At 70.2% G+C, this 19,483-nt stretch carries 18 protein-coding genes; 10 read left to right on the top strand and 8 right to left on the bottom strand.

All coding sequences use genetic code 11. The features are described 5' to 3' along the window. The first annotated feature begins 39 nt into the window (after positions 1-39). Positions 40-1,329, top strand: a complete 1,290-nt coding sequence (locus AOM45_RS41885) for an MFS transporter (RefSeq protein WP_030471457.1) — start codon at positions 40-42, stop codon at positions 1,327-1,329. Between the two features lie 63 nt (positions 1,330-1,392). On the opposite strand, the gene AOM45_RS41880 is transcribed toward AOM45_RS41885, so the two are convergent. Next, positions 1,393-3,975: an FAD-binding and (Fe-S)-binding domain-containing protein gene (locus tag AOM45_RS41880; RefSeq protein ID WP_030471458.1), complete on the bottom strand. Its 2,583-nt coding sequence runs from the start codon at positions 3,973-3,975 to the stop codon at positions 1,393-1,395. 108 nt (positions 3,976-4,083) lie between these two features. Here AOM45_RS41880 and fabG point away from each other — a divergent pair, with 108 nt between their 5' ends. The 5 genes from fabG to AOM45_RS41855 all read left to right on the top strand — a co-directional run bounded on the left by fabG (position 4,084) and on the right by AOM45_RS41855 (position 8,241). Further along, positions 4,084-4,788 carry a beta-ketoacyl-ACP reductase gene (fabG, locus tag AOM45_RS41875; protein WP_030471459.1) on the top strand — a complete coding sequence of 235 codons (705 nt, stop codon included), beginning with the start codon at positions 4,084-4,086 and terminating at the stop codon, positions 4,786-4,788. Between the two features lie 34 nt (positions 4,789-4,822). Next, positions 4,823-5,590 (top strand): enoyl-ACP reductase FabI, encoded by a 768-nt coding sequence (gene fabI, locus AOM45_RS41870; RefSeq protein WP_030471460.1) that lies wholly within the window; start codon positions 4,823-4,825, stop codon positions 5,588-5,590. A 138-nt stretch (positions 5,591-5,728) separates the two neighbouring features. After that, on the top strand, positions 5,729-6,754 hold the full coding sequence (locus AOM45_RS41865) for a ferrochelatase (protein ID WP_030471461.1): 1,026 nt from the start codon (positions 5,729-5,731) through the stop codon (positions 6,752-6,754). 33 nt (positions 6,755-6,787) lie between these two features. After that, positions 6,788-7,510: an ABC transporter ATP-binding protein gene (locus tag AOM45_RS41860; RefSeq protein WP_030471462.1), complete on the top strand. Its 723-nt coding sequence runs from the start codon at positions 6,788-6,790 to the stop codon at positions 7,508-7,510. Next, positions 7,507-8,241, top strand: a complete 735-nt coding sequence (locus AOM45_RS41855; RefSeq protein ID WP_030471463.1) for an ABC transporter permease — start codon at positions 7,507-7,509, stop codon at positions 8,239-8,241. Before AOM45_RS41860 ends, AOM45_RS41855 begins: the two co-directional genes overlap by 4 nt. Positions 8,242-8,247: 6 nt before the next feature. On the opposite strand, the gene AOM45_RS41850 is transcribed toward AOM45_RS41855, so the two are convergent. The 5 genes from AOM45_RS41850 to AOM45_RS41830 all read right to left on the bottom strand — a co-directional run bounded on the left by AOM45_RS41850 (position 8,248) and on the right by AOM45_RS41830 (position 13,209). After that, complete coding sequence (locus AOM45_RS41850) at positions 8,248-8,628, bottom strand: hypothetical protein (protein ID WP_030471464.1); 381 nt, start codon at positions 8,626-8,628, stop codon at positions 8,248-8,250. 62 nt (positions 8,629-8,690) lie between these two features. Further along, positions 8,691-10,025, bottom strand: a complete 1,335-nt coding sequence (locus AOM45_RS41845; protein ID WP_081902544.1) for an extracellular solute-binding protein — start codon at positions 10,023-10,025, stop codon at positions 8,691-8,693. Continuing rightward, entirely contained in the window at positions 10,022-11,824 is a 1,803-nt protein-coding gene (locus AOM45_RS41840) for a vWA domain-containing protein (protein ID WP_030471466.1), read from the bottom strand. Before AOM45_RS41840 ends, AOM45_RS41845 begins: the two co-directional genes overlap by 4 nt. A 101-nt stretch (positions 11,825-11,925) precedes the next feature. Further along, positions 11,926-12,723, bottom strand: a complete 798-nt coding sequence (locus tag AOM45_RS41835; RefSeq protein WP_030471467.1) for an Rv1486c family protein — start codon at positions 12,721-12,723, stop codon at positions 11,926-11,928. A gap of 60 nt (positions 12,724-12,783) precedes the next feature. Continuing rightward, on the bottom strand, positions 12,784-13,209 hold the full coding sequence (locus tag AOM45_RS41830; RefSeq protein ID WP_030471468.1) for a YcxB family protein: 426 nt from the start codon (positions 13,207-13,209) through the stop codon (positions 12,784-12,786). Between the two features lie 155 nt (positions 13,210-13,364). On the opposite strand from AOM45_RS41830, the gene AOM45_RS41825 reads away from it, so the two are divergent. The 3 genes from AOM45_RS41825 to AOM45_RS41815 all read left to right on the top strand — a co-directional run bounded on the left by AOM45_RS41825 (position 13,365) and on the right by AOM45_RS41815 (position 17,155). Beyond that, positions 13,365-14,756: a sigma 54-interacting transcriptional regulator gene (locus AOM45_RS41825; RefSeq protein WP_030471469.1), complete on the top strand. Its 1,392-nt coding sequence runs from the start codon at positions 13,365-13,367 to the stop codon at positions 14,754-14,756. Then, positions 14,753-16,681, top strand: a complete 1,929-nt coding sequence (locus AOM45_RS41820; protein ID WP_030471470.1) for a vWA domain-containing protein — start codon at positions 14,753-14,755, stop codon at positions 16,679-16,681. The genes AOM45_RS41825 and AOM45_RS41820 overlap by 4 nt, the downstream gene beginning before the upstream one ends. Positions 16,682-16,804: 123 nt before the next feature. Beyond that, positions 16,805-17,155, top strand: coding sequence for a hypothetical protein (locus AOM45_RS41815; RefSeq protein WP_030471471.1), 351 nt, complete (start codon positions 16,805-16,807; stop codon positions 17,153-17,155). A gap of 186 nt (positions 17,156-17,341) precedes the next feature. On the opposite strand, the gene AOM45_RS41810 is transcribed toward AOM45_RS41815, so the two are convergent. After that, positions 17,342-17,863 (bottom strand): DUF4240 domain-containing protein, encoded by a 522-nt coding sequence (locus tag AOM45_RS41810; RefSeq protein ID WP_030471472.1) that lies wholly within the window; start codon positions 17,861-17,863, stop codon positions 17,342-17,344. 76 nt (positions 17,864-17,939) lie between these two features. Here AOM45_RS41810 and AOM45_RS41805 point away from each other — a divergent pair, with 76 nt between their 5' ends. Then, entirely contained in the window at positions 17,940-18,749 is an 810-nt protein-coding gene (locus AOM45_RS41805) for an SCO6745 family protein (RefSeq protein WP_035912638.1), read from the top strand. 166 nt (positions 18,750-18,915) lie between these two features. Here AOM45_RS41805 and AOM45_RS41800 read toward each other — a convergent pair whose 3' ends face one another. Beyond that, positions 18,916-19,446 carry a MerR family transcriptional regulator gene (locus AOM45_RS41800; protein WP_201780168.1) on the bottom strand — a complete coding sequence of 177 codons (531 nt, stop codon included), beginning with the start codon at positions 19,444-19,446 and terminating at the stop codon, positions 18,916-18,918. Positions 19,447-19,483: the final 37 nt, after the last annotated feature.

Below are 19,483 nucleotides of genomic sequence, written 5' to 3'. Positions count from 1 at the left end.
GGTTGTGACTCCTCTGGCGGCGCCGAGATGGTGTCCGGCATGACAGTCGTTCAGGAGAAGAGCACCGAGCGCCGAGTGGTCGCGAACGTGCTGCGCGGATCAGTGGGAAATCTCATTGAGTGGTATGACTGGTATGCGTACACCGCGTTCAGCATCTACTTCGCCGCGGCGTTCTTCCCCAAGGGCGACCAGACCGCGCAGCTGCTCAACACCGCCGCCGTGTTCGCGGTCGGTTTCCTCATGCGGCCGCTGGGCGGCTGGTTGCTCGGCCGCTACGCCGACCGCCACGGGCGTCGCGCCGCACTCACCCTGTCGGTCACGTTGATGGCGCTGGGTTCGCTGATCATCGCGCTGACGCCGTCGTACGCGTCGATCGGTGTGGTGGCACCGGTTCTGCTGGTGCTCGCGCGGTTGTTGCAGGGGCTGTCGGTCGGTGGCGAGTACGCGACCTCGGCGACCTATCTGTCCGAAGTGGCCTCTCCCGCACGCCGCGGGTTCTACTCCAGCTTCCAGTACGTGACGCTGACGGCCGGGCAGCTCGTGGCGCTGGGCGTGCAGATCGTGTTGCAGCAGTTCCTGTCCAAGGCGGAGATGACGTCGTGGGGCTGGCGGATCGCGTTCGTCATCGGCGCGACCGGGGCGATCATCGTCATGTGGCTGCGCCGCGGCATGGACGAGTCGGAGAACTTCGAGAAGCAGAAGGACAACCCGCAGAAGGGCACGTTCAAGGCGTTGCTGCGGCACCCCAAGGAATGTCTGCTCGTCGTGGGTCTGACGCTGGGCGGCACGGTCGCGTTCTACACGTACACGACCTACCTGCAGAAGTTCATGGTGAACACCAGCAAGATCGACGCCGCGACGGTCAGCTGGATCAACTTCGGCGCGCTGCTGGTGTTCGTGGTGCTCCAGCCGATCGCCGGAGCGTTGTCCGACCGGATCGGCCGGCGTCCGCTGCTGCTCGGGTTCGGCGTGCTCGGGACGCTCGCGACCGTGCCGCTGCTGTCGACGCTCGCGAAGACGTCCGAGGCGTTTCCGGCGTTCCTGCTCATGCTGGGCGGTCTGGTGATCGTCACCGGGTACACGTCGATCAACGCGATCGTGAAGGCCGAACTGTTCCCGACGAACATCCGCGCGCTGGGCGTCGGCCTGCCGTACGCGTTGACGGTGGCGATCTTCGGCGGCACGGCCGAGTACGTGGCGCTGTGGTTCAAGCAGGCCGGCCACGAGTCGGTGTTCTTCTACTACGTCGCCGGGTGCGTGCTGATCTCGTTGCTGGTCTACGGGTTCATGCGGGAGACCTCGAAGGACTCGGTGCTCGACCGCGACTGAAAGGCCATGCGGAGGGCGGTCTTGCGGCGACCGCCCTCCGCCTCCTCACGACGTCGACCGGGCTCAGTGCTGAGTCACACCGAGCCGGGTCGCGAGCACGGTGGCCAGGTGGACGGGTTCGCGGTCGGTGGTGTGGCGGATCTGCGTGCGGCAGCTGAAGCCGTCGGCGATGACCAGCGCGCCGGCGTTGTCCCTGATGGCGGGCAACAGGTCCTGCTCCGCGCACGCGATCGACACCTCGTAGTGGCCCTTTTCGAACCCGAAGTTGCCGGCCAGGCCGCAGCAGCCCTCGACGATCTCCGGCTTCACCCCGGCCTTGGCCAGCGCGTCGCGGTCCGCGTCGAAACCCAGTTCCGCGTACTGGTGGCAGTGGGTCTGCACGACGGCTTCGCGTTCGCCTTCCAGCGACGGCAGCTCCGGTGCGACGTGCTCGGCGAACGTGCGGGTCGCCGCCGCGAGCGCGTGCACGGCCGGTTCGCTTGACAGCTTCGGGGCTTTCTCGCGCAGGAACGCCGTGCAGCTCGGCTCCAGGCCGATCACCGGGACGCCCCGGCTCGTCCACGGCAGCAGCACCCGCGCGGTCCGTTCGACCACCCGGCGGGCCTTGGCGAGCTGACCCGTCGAGTGCCACGTCAGTCCACAGCAGACGTTCGCCGACGGCAGCTCGACGCGGTTTCCCAGGTGCACCAGGACGTTCGCGGCGTCGAGGCCGATGCCCGGCTCGAAGAAGTTCGTGAACGTGTCGGGGAACAGCAGCACCGGGTCACCGCTGCCGAACGGGTGCAGCTGCCGGACCAGAGCAGTGGTGGGTGTGGGCAGCGAGCGCTCCGGGGTGATCCCGGCGAACCGGGCGAACCTCGCGGTGAACCTGTTCACCAGCCCGTACTTCAGCCACGTCGGCAGCCAGCCCATCGCGTAGTGCGCACGCGGCCGCGGCCGTCCCTTGTAGTGCTCGTGCAGGAACTCCGCCTTGTAGCTCGCCATGTCCACGTCGACCGGGCAGTCGCGCTTGCAGCCCTTGCACCCCAGGCAGAGGTCCAGCGCCTCGGCGACCTCGGCGGACCGCCAGCCGTCCTTGATCACGTCACCGGCGAGCATCTCGAACAGCAGGTGCGCGCGCCCGCGCGTCGAGTGCTTCTCCTCGCGGGTGACGCGGTAGCTCGGGCACATCACGCCGCCCTTGGTGTTCAGGCACTTGCCCACGCCGACGCACCGGCGGGTGTCGCTCGCGAACTCCGCCCGCGTCGGGATTTTCGGCGGTGCGACGAGGATCCGCAGGTCGTCGTCGAGCTTCGCCGGGGCCACGATCCGGCCGGGGTTGAGCAGGTTCGCGGGGTCGAACGCGTGCTTGAACTCCTCGAACGCCCTGATCGCCGCCGGCGGGTACATGCGGCTGAGCAGCTCGGACCGCGCCTGGCCGTCGCCGTGCTCGCCCGAAAGGCTGCCGCCGTGGCTCACGACCAGGTCGGCGGCGTCCTGGAGGAACTCGCGGTAGCCGTGCGCGAGGTCGAAGTCGATGCGGACGTGCAGGCAGCCCTCGCCGTAGTGGCCGTAGGTGACGCCGCGCCGACCGTGCCCGGTCAGCAGCTGGTCGAACTCGCGCAGGTAGGCGCCGAGGCGTTCCGGCGGGACGGCCGCGTCCTCCCAGCCCGACCACGCCTCGCTGCCGTCGGCCATGCGGGTGGCGAGCCCGGCGCCGTCCTCGCGGATCCGCCACAGCGCCCGCTGGTGCGCCGGGTCGTGGATGATCATCGAGTTCCTGGTGATCGCCGCGACGCGTTCCGGGTGGTCCTCCACCTCGACGAACAGCCAGCTGCGGCCTTCCGGCAGGTCGGGGCGGGTCCGCACGCTGTCCACCAGGGAGGAGTTCAGACCCTCGATCGCCAGCGCGTCCTCGATCTGGGTGACCTGGTCGGCGGCCTCGTAGGTGTCCGCGAAGCCGAGCACGACGAGAACGCGCCGTTCGGGCCTGCGCACGAGCTTCAGCTCCGCGCCGAGCACCACCACGCAGGTGCCCTCGGTGCCGACGAGCTGCTGGGTGAGCGTCGGGGCGTCGAGCGCGTACCCGCTGACCCGGCGGCCCAGCTGCGGGAACCACGCCGGGTCGTGGTCCGGCAGGGCCAGCGGCGGGGGAGCGGTCGTGTCGAACGTGCGGCCGTCGACCGTCAGCACGTTCAGATTCACGACGTTCTCGCTGGTCTTGCCCCACTTCACCGAGTGCGCGCCGCACGCGTTGTTGCCGATCATCCCGCCGATCGTGCAGCGCGAGTGCGTGGACGGGTCCGGTCCGAAGAGGTAGTCGCCGGCGCTCGCGTTGATCTTGTCGAGCACCGCGCCCGGCTGCGCGAACGCCCGGTCGCCGCTGATCTCGAACGCGGTCAGGTACCGGCTGAAGTCGATCACCAGACCGGTGCCGCACGCGTTGCCCGCGACGGACGTCCCCGCGCCGCGGCTGGTGATCGGCACGCGGTGCTCAGCGGCCAGCGCCACAGCGGCCCCTACCGCTTCGGGGGTGCGCGGGCGGATGATCACCCGTGGCACGTGCCGGTAGTTCGACGCGTCCGCCGAGTACAGCGCCCGGCTCGCGGGATCGTCGAGGACGTCGCCGTCCACCTGGCGGCGGAGTTGATCGAGAAAGGCCCGCATCACCCGATCATGCCCCGACTGGTGTGACATGTCCCCGCCGATGCCGGTCTACCTGCCGGTAGCCGATAGCCTCACCCGGTCAACCAGCAGCGATCGCAGGGAGAGCTAGTGAGTCGGTCCGTTCTGGTCACCGGAGGCAACCGCGGCATCGGCCTCGCCATCGCGCAGGCGTTCGCGGCGCAGGGCGACAAGGTCGCGGTGACGCACCGCGGATCCGGCGCTCCCGAAGGCCTGCTCGGCGTGAAGTGCGACGTGACGAACTCCGAGGAGATCGACGCCGCGTTCACCGAGGTCGAGGCCGCACACGGCCCGGTCGAGGTGCTCGTCGCCAACGCGGGCATCACCGAGGACACCCTGCTGCTGCGCATGAGCGAGGAGCAGTTCACCAAGGTCATCGACGCGAACCTCACCGGTGCGTTCCGGTTCGCCCAGCGCGCCTCCCGCGGCATGCTGCGCAAGAAGTTCGGCCGCATCATCTTCATCTCCTCGGTCGTGGGCCTGAGCGGCGGCCCGGGCCAGGTCAACTACGCCGCGTCCAAGGCCGGCATGGTCGGCATGGCGCGCTCGATCGCCCTGGAGCTGGGTTCGCGCAACATCACCGCGAACGTCGTCTCGCCCGGCTTCATCACGACCGACATGACCAACGAGCTGCCCGAGGCCGTCCGCGAGGCCGCGCTGAAGCAGATCCCGGCCGGTCGCTACGGCGCGGCCGACGAGATCGCGCGCGCCGTCACGTTCCTCGCGGCGAACGAGGCGGGCTACATCAACGGTGCCGTGCTGCCGGTCGACGGCGGCCTCGGCATGGGCCACTGAAGTTTCTGTTCTTTCTGGGAAAGGGTTGGATCAAGTGACCGGACTGCTCGAAGGCAAGCGACTGCTGATCACGGGTGTGATCACCGACGCGTCGATCGCCTTCCACGTCGCACGCGTCGCCCAGGAGCAGGGCGCCGAGGTCGTGCTGACCGGGTTCGGCCGGATGAGCCTCGTGCAGCGCATCGCCCAGCGCCTGCCCAAGCCCGCGCCCGTGGTCGAGCTCGACGTGCAGAACCAGGAGCACCTCGACACGCTCGCCGACCGCGTCCGTGAGCACGTCGACGGCCTCGACGGTGTCGTGCACGCCATCGGCTTCGCCCCGCAGAGCTGCCTCGGCGCGCCGTTCATGGACGCGCCGTGGGAGGACGTCTCCGTCGCGATGCACGTCTCGGCGTACTCGTACAAGGCGCTGGTGCAGGCCGTCCGTCCGTTGCTGTCGCACGGCTCGTCGGTCGTCGGTCTCGACTTCGACGCCCGTCAGGCGTGGCCCGCCTACAACTGGATGGGCGCGGCGAAGGCGGCGTTCGAGTCGATCAACCGCTACATGGCGCGCGACCTCGGCCCGGACGGCATCCGCGTGAACCTCATCTCGGCGGGCCCGGTGCGCACCATGGCCGCGAAGTCGATCCCCGGCTTCTCCGAGCTGGAGAAGATGTGGGGCGAGAAGGCTCCGCTGTCGTGGGACGTCGACGACCCGACGCCGGTCGCGAAGTCGGTGTGCGGCCTGCTGTCCGACTGGTTCCCGGCCACCACGGGCTCGATGGTGTTCGTCGACGGCGGCGTCCACTTCCTCGGTCTCTGACCGCTGCTCTCGACTGCACGCGGGGCCCTTTCGTTCGCACTGAGTGAACGAAAGCTCCCCGCGTGCACTTCGTGGGCGGTCTCTGACGTCACATCGGCTCGTCGTGTGAGGCGATTCGGCGTCTGATTGGATGGAGCGGTGAGTTTCGATGCGCTGCTCTGGTTGTCGTTCGGCGGCCCAGAGGGTCCTGAGGACGTCCGCCCCTTCCTGGAGAACGTGGTCCGCGGACGTGGCGTGCCGCCGGAGCGGCTGGACGAGGTCGAGGCCCATTACCAGCACTTCGGCGGTGTCTCGCCGATCAACCGCCTGAACCTCGAAGCGATCGAGGCCGTCCGCGCCACGGGCTTCGAGCTGCCGATCTACTTCGGCAACCGCAACTGGCACCCGATGGTCGAGGACACCGTCGCGCAGATGAAGGCCGACGGCGTCCGCAGGGCGTTGGTCTTCCCGACGAGCGCGTACGGCGGCTATTCCGCGTGCCGCCAGTACGACGAGGACATCGTGCGGGCGTTGCAGGCCGTGCCGGACGGCCCGGAACTGGTGAAGCTGCGCCAGTTCTTCGACCACCCGCTGTTCATCTCCGCCTTCGCGGACGGCGTTCGTGCCGCGGCAGCGTCGTTGTCCGGTTCCTACCGGCTCGTCTTCACCGCGCACTCGGTGCCGGTGTCGGCCGACAAGGCCGCCGGCCCGCCGGCCGAGGGCGGCTACCGCTACTCGCGCCAGGTCGTCGAGGCGTCCCGCCTGGTCGCCGCCGAGCTCGGCATCACCGAGTACGACGTCGTGTGGCAGTCGCGGTCCGGCCCGCCGCAGATCCCGTGGCTGGAGCCGGACATCGTCGACCACGTCGACGCCCTGCACGCCAAGGGCGTCACCGGGGTCGTGGTGTGCCCGATCGGGTTCGTGTCCGACCACCTCGAGGTCGTGTGGGACCTCGACACCGAGGCCCGTGACCGCGCCGCCGAGCTCGGCATGGAGTTCGCCCGCGCCGCGACGCCGAACGGGGACCCGCGCTTTGCCGAGCTCGTGGTCGAGCTGGTCGCCGAGCACACGGCGGGTGCGCCCGCGCGGAAGCTGTCGTCGTTCGTGGCGGCCGGGTGCACGGTGAACGGTGCGCCGTGCGCGCCGTTGTGTTGCGAACCGGCCAAGAGGCCCGTTCGACCCTAGACACAGGTTTTTCAACGGGCGCAGAATTGGTGGATGACCAGTTCCGCGGCCGTCGAGGTCAAGGGGCTCCGGGTTCACCGGGGCGGGCGTCTGGTCCTGCGGGACGTGAGCTGCACGATCCCGCAGGGCAGTGTCACCGGGCTGCTCGGCCCGAGCGGCTGTGGCAAGACCACGCTGATGCGCGCGGTCGTCGGCGTGCAGATCGTCTCGGGCGGGTCGGTCTCCGTGCTGGGCGCACCGGCCGGCAGCCCCGGCCTGCGCAACCGGATCGGGTACGCCACCCAGAACCCTTCCGTGTACGGGGACCTCACCGTGGCCGAGAACCTGCGCTACTTCTGTGCCGTCCTGCGCGCGCCGCGATCCGACGTCGCTCGCGTGGTCGACGAGGTGGGCCTGGGCGGGCACGAAGGCCAGCTCGTGTCCTCTTTGTCCGGTGGCGAGCTGTCGCGCACGAGCCTGGCCGTCGCACTGCTCGGCACACCCGAGCTGTTGGTGCTCGACGAACCGACGGTCGGCCTCGACCCGTTGCTGCGTGACGAGCTGTGGACGTTGTTCCGCACGTTGGCGTCCCGTGGAGTCACGTTGCTGGTTTCCAGCCACGTCATGGACGAGGCGGCGCGCTGCGAGCGGTTGTTGTTGATGCGCGACGGTGCGCTGCTCGCCGACGACACCCCTTCCGCACTGCTCGCCCAGACGGGCACCGGTGACCTGGAGCAGGCGTTCCTGTCGCTGGTCAGGGAGAGTGAGGCGGCATGAACACCACGATCCTGCTCGCCACCGCCGCGCGGATCCTGAACCAGTTCCGCCACGACCGCCGCACCGTCGCGCTGATGGTGCTCATGCCGTCGTTGCTGCTGATCCTGCTGCGGTTCGTCTTCAACTCCGAAGCCGCCTTCAGCCGTGCCGCGCCGGCACTGCTGGCGGTCTTCCCGTTCGCGATCATGTTCATCGTCACGTCGATCACGACCCTGCGCGAACGCACGACGGCGACGCTGGAACGGCTGATGACGATGCCGATCGCCAAGCTGGACCTGTTGTTCGGTTACGCGCTGGCGTTCGGGGTCGTGGCGCTCGTGCAGGTGCTTGTCGCCGTTGGTGTTTCGTTGTGGTGGCTCGGGTTGTCGATCGGTGGTTCGGTCTGGCTGCTCGTGGTGATCGCCGGGCTGGACGCGTTGCTGGGCACGGCTTTGGGATTGTTCGCCAGCGCGTTCGCCCGCACCGAGTTCCAGGCCGTGCAGTTCATGCCGTTGTTCGTCATGCCGCAGGTGTTGTTGTGCGGGCTGTTCGCGCCGCGCGAGTCGATGACACCCGTGTTGGAGTGGCTGTCCAACGTCATGCCGTTGTCGTACGCCGTGGACGCGCTCACGGCCGTGACGACGTCGTCCGACATCACCGGCGAACTGCTGCGCAACCTGGTGATCGTGGCGGCGTGCGGGTTGCTGGCGCTGGTGCTGGGCGCGGTGACGCTGCGCAGGCGCACGCCCTGAGCGGTTCTACGGCCAGCGGCCGTAGCAGGTTGTCGGTGCGATCAGCAGCGTCGAGTCCTGGTAGGCGGTCAGGCAGAGAGTGACGGTGACCGACTCGGGAAGGGGAAGGATCCATCCGTTCCACGGGGTTCCGGGAACGACCTCACGGGTGCTCGTCGACGTCGTGGTGTAGACGATGCCGGGCTGGTGCAGCCAGTACCACCGGCGGTCCGACCTGATCGTGACCTTGTGCGGCGCCGTGCACTGCGCGGTCCACTGCCAGGCCAGCGGGTTCAGTCTCGCCGTGCAGTCGGCGAGAGCGGTGGTGGCGCTTGCGGGCGGAGCCACCACGGCGGTCAGGGCGACTGCCGCGAGGGCGATGGCGGCTTTCCTGAACTTGTAGGGCATGAGACCAGGATGTTCAGGCCTCTGGTGCGTCCCCAAGCGATGGAAACTGTTCCTTCCGTCGATCAGTGGCCCTGAAGAGCCGCGCTCAGCACCTGCGAGGCGTTGCTGGGCAGAGCACCGTCGTGGTCGAGGGCGTAGCGGACCACAGTGCGGAACTCGTCGCTGAAGCGCGAGTAGTACGGGGTGACCGGCCTTAATCGGGCGTCCTCGATGGCCTTCAGCAGCGTGCGCGCGTACCGGTGTTCGGTGGCCACGCGGCTGTCCTGGTAGACGATGCCGCGCGTGGCGGCCAGGCCTCCTCGTTCGAAGAGCAGCTGCTGGCTGCGGGGGCTCGTGAGGAACTCGATGAGGGCCTGGGCGGCGCGCGGCTTCGTGGACTTGGCGGAGATCGCGAGGTTCTGGCCGCCCAGGACGCTCGGGCCGGGGAGCTGCGCCACCTCGAAGTCAATGCCCGGGCGGCCGGCCGACTCGCCGCGGTTGCCCTGCAGGGTGCGGTGGGCGACCGGCCAGTTGCGCATGAAGACGACCTTGCCGTCGCGGAACGCCTGCGTGCTCAGCGGCTCGTTCTGGGAGCGCGAATCCGGCAGCACCACCGGTTTGTCGCCCTTGAGACCGTCGGCGAGCCAGCGCAGGGCCCTGCGCGTGCGGTCGGAGTCGATGACGACCTTGCCGGTCTCGTCGACGACGTCACCCTTCTCCGCCCAGATCAGCTCCAGGGCGTTCACGGTGAGGCCCTCGTAGTCGGCGAGCTGGCCCGCGTAGCCGGCGGCGAGGCCCTCGCCCTCCGGTGCGCGCAGGCGGCGAGTGGAGGTGGTGGCGATGTCGTCGAGGTCGAGAGGTACCTCCTTCGTGTCCGTGACGTGGCTCTTGTTGTAGAAGAGCAGGCCCGCGTCCGTGTTGAACGGCAACGCCCACAGCACGCCCTGGTAGTGGCAGCTCTCCAGCGGACGCCGCAGGAAGCCGCTGGTGTCCACACCGGACAGCGGGCGCAGGTAACCGGACTGCGCGAACTCCGCGGTCCACGTGACGTCGAGGTTGTAGACGTCCGCGTTCTCCGCCTTCTCCCTCGCGCGCGCCACCATCTCGCTGCGCTGGCCGTCCGCCTCGGTGGGCAGCTCGACGATCTCCGCCGGCTGTTCGGGGTGCTCGGCGTTCCACTGGTTGATCAACGCGCGGCGCTGGCCGCCCTCGCTCTGGTCGCGGCCGCTGAGCACGAGCAGCTTGCCCTTCTCCCACTCGGTCGACTCGCGGAAGAGGGGCTGCACCCCGCTGGTGAACAGGATCGTCAGCACCACGCCGACGGCCACGCCCATCGCGAGCCACGAGCGGTTCGCCCACACCACGCCGGGTGGGCCCAGCCTCGGTCTGGCCGCCCACAGTCGTCGCATCCACCTCATCCGGTGCCTCCCCACACCTTGCGGAACAACGCGGCCAGGTCGTCCCCGAGCGTGTCCGTCGTCGAGTCGCGGCACTCACCGCCGGAGGTGTCCGTGATCGCGGCGAGCCCGTGCGCCGCACAGCTCGCGTCCCCGACCGCGATCACGAACACCCGGATTCCCTTCTGCCGCACCGCGTCCACCACGTCCTGACGGGTCTGCGCGCTCGTCGTGTCCTCGCCGTCGGTCAACGCGATCACCGCGCTGACGTGCTCCGCGTCGTTCGCGCCGACCCGGTCGAGGCTGTCGAGGATCGCCGTGTGCAGCGGTGTGCCACCGGTGGGCTGCACCGTGCTCAAGGCCGTGGCCGCCGTCTGCTCGTCGCGCTTGCCGAGAGGGACGAGCGGCCGGACCTCGGTGTTGTTGAACACCGACAGGCCGTACGTGTCCCTGGCGCCCATCTGGGACAGGGCCTTGCGGACGCCCTCGACCGCGATGGCGAACCGCGGCTCACCGGTGGCGGTCGGCTCGGTCATCGAGCCGGAGGCGTCGAGCGTGAGCCAGACCCGGCCTGCCCTCTTCGCGTCTTCGTACTTCTTCTGGAAGGACTCCAGGGCCTTCTCCTCGGGCGCGGCCTCGGTGTGGTCGAGCGCCAGACCCGCCTGCACGCCGTGCTCCTCGCTGAACTCGGCCCCCGCCGCCTGCCTGGCGGGCCGCAGCCCGGCGGCGTTGAGGGCCGACATCCCGTCCGGCGTGCCGAGCCACGCCTGGAACTCCCGCGCCGGCTCGCGTGCCGCGAAGTTCGACACGTCCCACTCGTCCCACTCGACGAGGTTCACCGGGTAGTCCGCGTGGTAGGTGTCCGACGGGTACAGCGCGGTGAGGCACGGGCTCTGCGCGCAGCTGGTCTTGTTGTGCCGCAACAACACCTGCTCAGTGGTGATCATCGCGGCGTCCGGCCGCAACCTGGTGGCGTCCTCGACGCGGCGCTCCACCACGGCCGGTGTCAGCTCCTGGTACAACGCGTACGTCGCGAGCTTGCCGTCGGTCGAGGTGAGCGGGTTCGGCCGCCCGATCGCGAGACCCTTCCCCGCGACCGCGGTCAGCAGGTCGCCCCACTTCTCGGAAGAACCGGTCACGACGTCCTTCGCGATCCGCGTCGGCACCGCGAGCACGACCGGCGAGAACGCCGCCGAGCCGCCCGGCCTGATGCGCACCGTCGAGCCGAGGCCACCGGCGCGGCGCACCACCTCGGCCGTCTCCGCCGTGGAGTCCGGCAGCCACACGTCCGGATGCGGTCCGATCTCCCGCAGGGCCTGCGACGGCCAGGAGGTCCGCAACGCCGTGGCACCCCGATCCGCCGGGGCGGAGAACACGTGCAGCCGCGCCGTGCGGCACTCGTGGTGCTCCTTCGCCGTGTGCTGCTCGAACTTCCGCGCCACCTCACTGATCGCGGGCAACGCGTCCTGCGACGTCAGCACGCGCACCTCGGTCGGCTGCGGGCAGCCGAGCAGCAGCACCCGGCCGTACGCGACCACCGGCGGTGCCGCGAGCGCGATCAGCCCGGCCGCGACCACCAGCACCGCCGTGAACACCACCCAGCGCAACCGGATGCGCTTGACCAGCTGGTTCAGCCGCTCGATCGCGGACGCCGACAGCACGAGCAGCGCCGTGCCGATGCCGTAGAGCACCCACGACTGCCAGGTCGCGAGCGCCCCCGTCGCCGCCTGCGAGAGCAGGTGGCCCGCGACGGCGGCCAGCATGAGGGCACCCGCGTACCTGGGTGTTGTGCTCGACCGGCGCTGGTCGACGTCGTCCATCCGGCGTACCTCCCCATCGGCACCCTATGCGGGGCCACCGACAGTTCCGGGGGAGTTGCCGCGCCAGGGGGAGTTGGCCGGAGGAGAACCACTCGTTTGGGTCAGTGCTTGCCCGCGCCGCTGTCCGCGAGCACGCGCACGGCCTCGTCCACGGCCGCGCACCGGGCCCGCCGCACCGCTTCCGACACCGGCCGCAACGCCTCGGTGCGCGCCGACATCGCCGACGCCGACACGGCACCACCTGGAGAGTCCGACCTGGCCACGGACACGATCGCGTCCACTTCGGCGGCACGCTGCAACACCCGCAGCGCGCGCGGCGGCATCGCGTCCGGCCACGGCAGCGACGAGTTCGCGGCGGCGAGGTCGGCGATCTCCTTGCGCACGTTCGGACGGTGCTTGGCCACGTCGAGTGATGCCAGTGCCGCCGTCGCCTCGCGCAGCGCCGCGCCCAGCCCGTGCTCGGCCTCGCCGATCGGGATGTGCTCCAGGCCGTTCGAGGACGGCAGGTCGAACACGGTCCAGCGCATGACGCCGTCCGCCACGATCTTCGGCACCAGCCCGACGTGCACCGACGGGATCACCAGCGCCTCACCGGACCGCAGCGCGCACGTCGCGAGCGGGCCCTTGCCGCCCAGTCCCCGCACGTCACCCGGCACGGGCAGCACCAGCCGCGCGGACGTCGCCCCCGCGCGCCGCAACGCGGCCAGCAGCAGGGCGGGACCCACGGGGGCCTCGTCGGGACCGGGGAGGTCGAGCGCCGTGGCGGTGCCGTCGTCATCGGCCACCACCTCGTGCTGCTCGGCCCACGTGTGCAGGGCGTCGAGGACGTCGTCGGAGGCGGCCAGACCGTGCAGCCAACCCGACGTCCACACGACCAGCGTGGCACTCGCACAGGACACGCGACGAGGTTACGTGGCCGGACCGGGTGAGCCCCACCCGGTGTGTCCGATCCGAGACACCTACTTCGACGGACCGATGTGCTCTTCCAGCAACGTGCGGAACGACGCGACGTCCTCATCGGACGCGAACGCCCGGTGCGGCACCGAAAGCGACGCCGCGCCCTCGTCGAGCGTCTCCAGCACGAAGCCCTGCCGCGTCTCCGTCCAGCCCGGCAGCTCCTCCCAGACGATCTCCTCGCGCACCGAGGTGCCCACGGCCATCCGGAACGACTGGTCGTCCGCGCTGCCGACGACGGTCCGGCTGATCATCTCGTCCGACGAGAAGCGCCACCACACCGCCACCGGTTCCATGAACCCGATGACCAGCGCGAACACCAGGCCGAACACGGCCGCCGGCACCATGCCGTCGAAACCGAACAGCAGGACCAGCGAGAACACGCCCAGCGCCAGGGCGAACCACGGCGCCCACCGGAACATCGGCACCATCGCGCGCAGGCTGGCCCGCCAGTCGGCAGGGGAGGGAGCCCATTTGAAATCAACACTGTCACTCATAGCGCCCCGCATTCTGCTGTACGAGAAGCGCCGCCGCCTGGAGTTGCTCCACATCGACGAGCCCGGATTCGGTGCGTAGCGTCGTTCGCGTGACCCAGAACCTGGCCCGCACGGCGGGCGAACTGCGCGCCGCCGGGCACCTGCCGCGCGGCGTCAAGACCGAGATCAGGGAGAACCTCCTCGCGGCGTTGCGCGAGGGCAGAAACCCGTGGCCCGGCATCGTCGGGTTCGACCGCACGGTGCTCCCGCAGCTGGAACGCGCGCTGCTGGCAGGCCACGACGTCGTCCTGCTCGGCGAGCGCGGGCAGGGCAAGACGCGGCTCCTGCGCACCTTGGTGACGTTGCTCGACGAGTGGACGCCCGTGATCGAGGGCTCCGAGCTGGGCGAACACCCGCTCGACCCGATCACCCCGGAGTCCCGCCGCCGGGCGTCGGAACTCGGCGACGACCTGCCGGTGGTGTGGCGGCACCGCGACGAGCGTTACGCGGAGAAGCTCGCGACGCCGGACACGTCCGTCGGTGACCTGGTCGGCGACGTCGACCCGGTGAAGGTCGCCGAGGGGCGGTCGCTCGGCGACCCCGAGACGATCCACTACGGCCTGCTCCCGCGCGCCCACCGCGGCATCATCGCCATCAACGAGCTGCCTGACCTGGCAGAACGCATCCAGGTCGCGCTGCTCAACGTCATGGAGGAGCGCGACATCCAGGTCCGCGGCTACACGCTGCGGCTGCCGCTGGACGTGCTGCTCGTGGCGACCGCGAACCCCGAGGACTACACGAACCGCGGCCGCATCATCACGCCTTTGAAGGACCGCTTCGGCGCGGAGGTGCGCACGCACTACCCGTTGGAGGTCGACGCCGAGGTCGACCTGGTCCGCCAGGAGGCCTCACTGGTGGCCGAAGTCGGCGACCACCTGCTGGAGATCATCGCCCGGTTCGTCCGGCACCTGCGCGAGTCGTCGTCGATCGACCAGCGTTCCGGCGTGTCCGCCCGGTTCGCGGTCGCGGCGGCGGAAACCGTTGCGGCGTCGGCACTGCGCCGGTCCGCGTTGATCGGCGAGACCCCGGCCATCGCCCGCCCGGTCGACCTCGAGTCGGTGCCGGACGTGCTGCGCGGCAAGCTCGAGTTCGAGGCGGGGGAGGAGGGCCGCGAGGACGAGGTCCTCGTGCACCTGCTGCGCCGCTCGATCGCCGACACGGCCCGTGCCCGCCTGGCGGGGTTGAACCTCCGTGCGCTGGCCGAGGTGGTCTCCGACGGCCACCCGGTCGCGACCGGTGACCGCGTGCACGCCGGTGACCTGCTGGCGGCCCTGCCGGAGCTGCCGATCCTGCACGAGGTGGCGGCCCGCATGGGCGCGGGCCCGAAGGACCCCGTCGGCCGCATCGCCTCCGCCGTGGAGCTGGCGCTGGAGTCGCTGTACCTGACTCGCCACCTGTCGAAGGACACCTCCTCCGACGACGACCGATCGGTTTACGGATGAGATATCGCTACGGACGCTGGGGTGGTGGCGCCGACCCGCTGGCGCCGCCGGTCGACCTGCGCGCGGCCGTCGACGAGCTCGGCCGCGAGATCATGGAGGGCGCGTCCCCGTCGTCCGCCCTGCGCGAGCTGCTGCGCCGGGGCGTCGACGGCACGCGCGGCCTCGACGACCTGACCTCGCGGTTGTGGCAGCGCCGTGCGTCGATCCAGCGCCGGCACCGCCTCGACGGCACGCTGTCCGAGGTCCGCCAGCTGCTGGACAAGGCGGTGGAGGCCGAGCGCCGCGCGTTGTTCCCGGACCCGTCCGACGACGCGCGCTTCCGCGAGGCCCAGCTCGACGCGCTGCCACCCGGCACGGCCGCGGCCGTCCAGGAGCTCGCGTCGTACGACTGGCGTTCTGAAGAAGCTCGTTCCGCGTTCGAGCAGATCCGCGAGCTGCTCGGCCGCGAGATGCTGGACCAGCGCTTCCAGGGCATGAAGGAAGCACTGTCCAACGTGGACTCCGACGACGTCCGCCGCATCCAGCGCATGTTGCGCGACCTCAACTCGCTGCTGGAGGCGCACGCGTCCGGCTCGCCGGAAACCCCGCGCCTGTTCGACGAGTTCATGCGCAAGCACGGCGAGTTCTTCCCGGAGAAGCCCCGCAACGTCGACGAGCTCATCGACGCCCTCGCCGCCCGCTCGGCCGCCGCGCAACGCATGATGAACTCGATGACCGACGCCCAGCGCGCCGAGCTGGCGGCGTTGTCCCAGCAGGCGTTCGGCGGCATCGGCTCCTCACTGTCCACTCTGGACTCTCTGCTGCAGCAACTGCGCCCCGGTCTCGACTGGACCTCCTCCGCCCGCTTCCGCGGCCAGGACCCCTTGGGTCTCGGCGAGGGCGCGCAGGCGATGGCGGACCTGGCCGAGCTGGACGCACTGGCCGAGCAGCTCTCCCAGTCGTATCCGGGCGCGCGCCTGGAGGACATCGACCTGGAAGCGCTGGAACGCCAGCTGGGAGGGTCGGCCGCGGTCGACGCCCGCCGGTTGGCGGACCTGGAGAAGGCGCTGCGGCAGCAGAACATCCTGGAACGCGCCCCGGACGGCTCGTTGCGCCTGACGCCGAAAGCGTTGCGGCGCCTGGGCGAGACGGCCCTGCGCGGCGTCGTCGACCAACTCCGCTCGTCGCAGGGCTCGCGCGAAACCACGTCGGCCGGCGCCGCGGGCGAGCTGATGGGCTCGACCAGGCCGTGGCAGTTCGGCGACACCGAACCGTGGGACGTGCCACGCACCCTGCGCAACGCCGTGCTGCGGTCGGGCTCGATGTCGCTGGACGTGGTGGACCTGGAAGTGTCCGAGACGGAACACCGCACGCGTGCCGCGGTGGCGTTGTGCGTGGACACGTCCTGGTCGATGGTGCAGGACGGCCGTTGGGTGCCGATGAAACGCACGGCGTTGGCGCTGCATCACCTCGTGCGCACCCGTTTCCGCACGGATGCGTTGCAACTGGTGACGTTCGGGCGCTATGCCGAGGCGGTGGACATCGGTCAGCTGACGGGGCTGGAAGGTGTGTGGGAGCAGGGAACGAACCTCCACCACGCGTTGTTGCTGGCTGGTCGGCACGTGCGACGTCATCCTGATGCGCAGCCCGTGGTGCTGGTGGTGACCGACGGCGAGCCCACGGCCCACCTGGAGCCGGACGGGGATGCGGAGTTCAACTACCCGCCGCTGCCGCGGACATTGACCAAGACGTTGAACGAGGTTGACGCGTTGGCTCGTCTCGGGGCGACGATCTCGGTGTTCAAGCTGGGGGATGATCCGCGGTTGGCCGCGTTCGTGGACATCGTGGCTCGGCGGGGCGGGGGACGGGTCGTGTCGCCTGATGAGGACGGGCTCGGGGCTGCCGTGGTGAGTGACTACCTGAGGTCGCGGCGACGGCGGCGGTGATGCGCCGGCTGTCTGGTCGGGTGTCGTCGGCGGTTGGTCGGGTGGCGATGCGTCGGCTGTGGTTGGTGGCGTGGTGATGCTGTGGCTCGGGCGTGTGCCGTTGGCGGTTGAGGTGGCGCGCTGATGCGTCGGTACCTGGTCGCTGTTGTGTTGAGCGGCCTGCCGTCGACTGCGTACGCGCTCGCGGTCGGCGACTCACCGCTGCGTGCCACGCGCGCTGCCGGGTCGTTGGTGCGTGGCGGTGTTGGTGCGGGTGTGGTGGTGCATCTGGCCGTGTCGGCGTTCTGGACGTTCGTGTTGACACGGCTCGGGGTGCGAGGTGTGATCCGGGGAGCCATCGCCGGGTTGTTGATCGCTGCACTCGACCTGGAGGTCATCGGGCGGCACAACCCGGACATCCGTGCCCTCCCAAGGGTTCCGCAGTGGCTGGATCACGTGGCGTTCGGCGTGCTCGTCGCCGGTCGGCGTGGGTGAGGGGGCGGGCCTGGGCGTGCTGTTGCCGTCGGCGCGGGTGAGCGGGCGAGCGTGGACGTGTCGTAGCCGGTCGGCGCAGGTGAGAGGCGAGCTGGCGGGCCCGAATCTGCCGTAGCCGGTCAGTTCAGGCAGACGGAGTGGCGTGCCTCCACCCGCGGCGCCTCCGCCCACCACACCCCGCGTCGCTCAACGCAGGTACAGCTCCGCCAGCCGCGGCAGGCGGGCTGCCAGCTCCTCCTCGTCGTCGAAGTCGAAGTCCCAGTCCGGGTCGAGCTCCGGATAGCGGATCCTGAAGGCGTCCTGCGGCAGCTGCATGCCCGTGGCCTTGATGTGGGCGTCCCAGGCGATGGAGAGCGCTGCCTCGCACTCGAACTCCTCGCCGGACTCCGCCGCGGCCACCACGGCCGGTAAGGACGCCAGCGAGTCCGGGGACGCCACGGCGGCGGTGAAGACCGCTTGGCCCTGGGTCAGGAGCCAGCCGCGGAAGTAGTCGAAGCCGTCGTCCGAGCAGCCGCCGTTGATGAGGTAGGCCGCTGCCCACAACGGGTTCTGGTACGACTGCGCCATCAGGTCCCACAGGACCTGTTGCGCGGCCACGATCTCGGCCGGGGGCAGGGTCGCCAGCTGCGCGGTGGCCGCGGCGACCACGTCACAGCAGTCGGTCGAGCGGGCTTCGGCGATCAGCTTCCAGAAGGTGTTCGGGTCCACGTCAGGGAGCTTGACAGAGGGGTCTGACAATTTTTGGCGCCTGACGAACCGGCCGGGAAGATCTAGGTTGGAAGACATGATCAGGACTCTGTTTCGCTCGCTCGAGGCCGTGCACGGAATGATCTACTTCGCCCCGGAGGCGGAGACGCGGTACGCGAGCGTCGGGCTCGACCGGCCCGGTGGGTACTTCGCGTCACGGGCGGCGGCGCTCGGGGCGGTGGGGGCCGACGTCGTGATCGCGACGTTCTACAACTTCAACCCCGAAATCGTGCGGGCGCGCATTCCGCAGGCGTGGGAGAAGGTCACGCCGCAGCGCATGATCGAGCTCCGGCTGGAGGCGGCCGACGAGGCGCTGGGCAAGGTGCTGCCGGACGACCTCAAGGAGATCACCGAACTCGCCCGGCGGGCTGCCGAGCGGGCCAAGGAGATGCCGCAGGGGCGCACGTTGTTCGCCGCGCACGCCGGGCTGCCGTGGCCGGACGAGACGCGCCTGCAGCTCTTCCACGCCCAGACGTTGCTGCGCGAGTTCCGCGGGGACGGGCACCTCGCGGCCCTGCTGCGGCACAACATCACCGGCATCGAGGCGCTCGTGCTGCACGCCGCCACGGGCGACTACCCGGCCGAGGTGCTGCGCCGGACGCGCGTGTGGTCCGAGGAGCAGTGGGCGGCGACCGTCGAGGACCTGCGCGGCCGCGGACTCGTCGGCGAGGACCAGCTGCTGACCGAGAAGGGACGCGAGTTCCGGCAGGGTATCGAGGACGACACGGACCGCATGGCCGCGCCGGCCTACGACGTGTTGTCGGACCAGGAGAAGCAGCGGTTCGTCGAGCTGGCCGCGCCGCTGAGCAAGGCCGTGGTGGACGGGGGTCTGCTTCCCGGCCGCTGACGTCGTTCAGGTGGCGGACAGCTCCTCGACGAGCTCCGCACAGCGCAGGCGGGCCGGGGAGAAGTCGTAGGGCATCTTGCCGATGGCTTCGACCGCGCTCATGGAGCGGGCCTCCCCGTCATCAGCGGTAGCACGGTCCCAGGCGTCGAAGAGGGCGTCGTCGTCCTCACTCCTGGCGCAGAGCGGGATGCGTGGCCAGGACGACGAACCGGGTGGCCTGGACGGCCGCGCCGAGCGGGCCGAAGATCCGCTCGGTGATCAGCAGGTCGTCCAGGTCCGCCTGACGCAGGGAGCCCTCGGGCAGGTCCTTGAGGCGTGCGGTGACGAAGTCGGAGAGCAGGCCCATCCGGCTGCCTTCGGCGCGCACCCGCTGCACGGCGGTCCGTTGCCGCCGCAGTTCCGCCTCCTGCTCGGCGAGGCTCTCCTCCAACCGCTCCAGGACGCCCGCGACACCGGCACCGGTGCTGAACGCGTCACGGATGTCGTCCAGGGCGATCCCGGCGCCTGCCGTCCTGCGAATCCACAGCAGGCGGATCATGTCCTCGTACCCGTGGCGGCGGCGGTCGTCACCGCCCCGCTCGGGCTCGGGGAGCAGGCCGATCTCGTGGTAGTGGCGGATCGCCCGCGGCGTCGTGCCGGCGAAGGCCGCCGCGTCACCGATCCTGACCCGGCGGGGTGGCGTGAAAGACGAGTCCACTGGACCACATGCCGTTGCGGAAGGTGCAAGCCGCAGG

It is taken from the genome of Lentzea aerocolonigenes (assembly GCF_000974445.1).
Classification (GTDB): Bacteria; Actinomycetota; Actinomycetes; order Mycobacteriales; family Pseudonocardiaceae; genus Lentzea; species Lentzea aerocolonigenes.
This window is presented reverse-complemented; position numbering and strand designations above follow the sequence as displayed.

Excerpts from the sequence above, each read along its gene's own strand:
- AOM45_RS41885 (WP_030471457.1), top strand. The coding sequence starts at position 40 with ATGACAGTCGTTCAGGAGAAGAGCACCGAGCGCCGAGTGGTCGCGAAC.
- AOM45_RS41880 (WP_030471458.1), bottom strand. The coding sequence starts at position 3,975 with ATGCGGGCCTTTCTCGATCAACTCCGCCGCCAGGTGGACGGCGACGTC.
- AOM45_RS41860 (WP_030471462.1), top strand. The coding sequence starts at position 6,788 with ATGACCAGTTCCGCGGCCGTCGAGGTCAAGGGGCTCCGGGTTCACCGG.
- AOM45_RS41855 (WP_030471463.1), top strand. The coding sequence starts at position 7,507 with ATGAACACCACGATCCTGCTCGCCACCGCCGCGCGGATCCTGAACCAG.
- AOM45_RS41850 (WP_030471464.1), bottom strand. The coding sequence starts at position 8,628 with ATGCCCTACAAGTTCAGGAAAGCCGCCATCGCCCTCGCGGCAGTCGCC.
- AOM45_RS41845 (WP_081902544.1), bottom strand. The coding sequence starts at position 10,025 with ATGAGGTGGATGCGACGACTGTGGGCGGCCAGACCGAGGCTGGGCCCA.
- AOM45_RS41840 (WP_030471466.1), bottom strand. The coding sequence starts at position 11,824 with ATGGACGACGTCGACCAGCGCCGGTCGAGCACAACACCCAGGTACGCG.
- AOM45_RS41830 (WP_030471468.1), bottom strand. The coding sequence starts at position 13,209 with ATGGTGCCGATGTTCCGGTGGGCGCCGTGGTTCGCCCTGGCGCTGGGC.
- AOM45_RS41820 (WP_030471470.1), top strand. The coding sequence starts at position 14,753 with ATGAGATATCGCTACGGACGCTGGGGTGGTGGCGCCGACCCGCTGGCG.
- AOM45_RS41815 (WP_030471471.1), top strand. The coding sequence starts at position 16,805 with ATGCGTCGGTACCTGGTCGCTGTTGTGTTGAGCGGCCTGCCGTCGACT.
- AOM45_RS41805 (WP_035912638.1), top strand. The coding sequence starts at position 17,940 with ATGATCAGGACTCTGTTTCGCTCGCTCGAGGCCGTGCACGGAATGATC.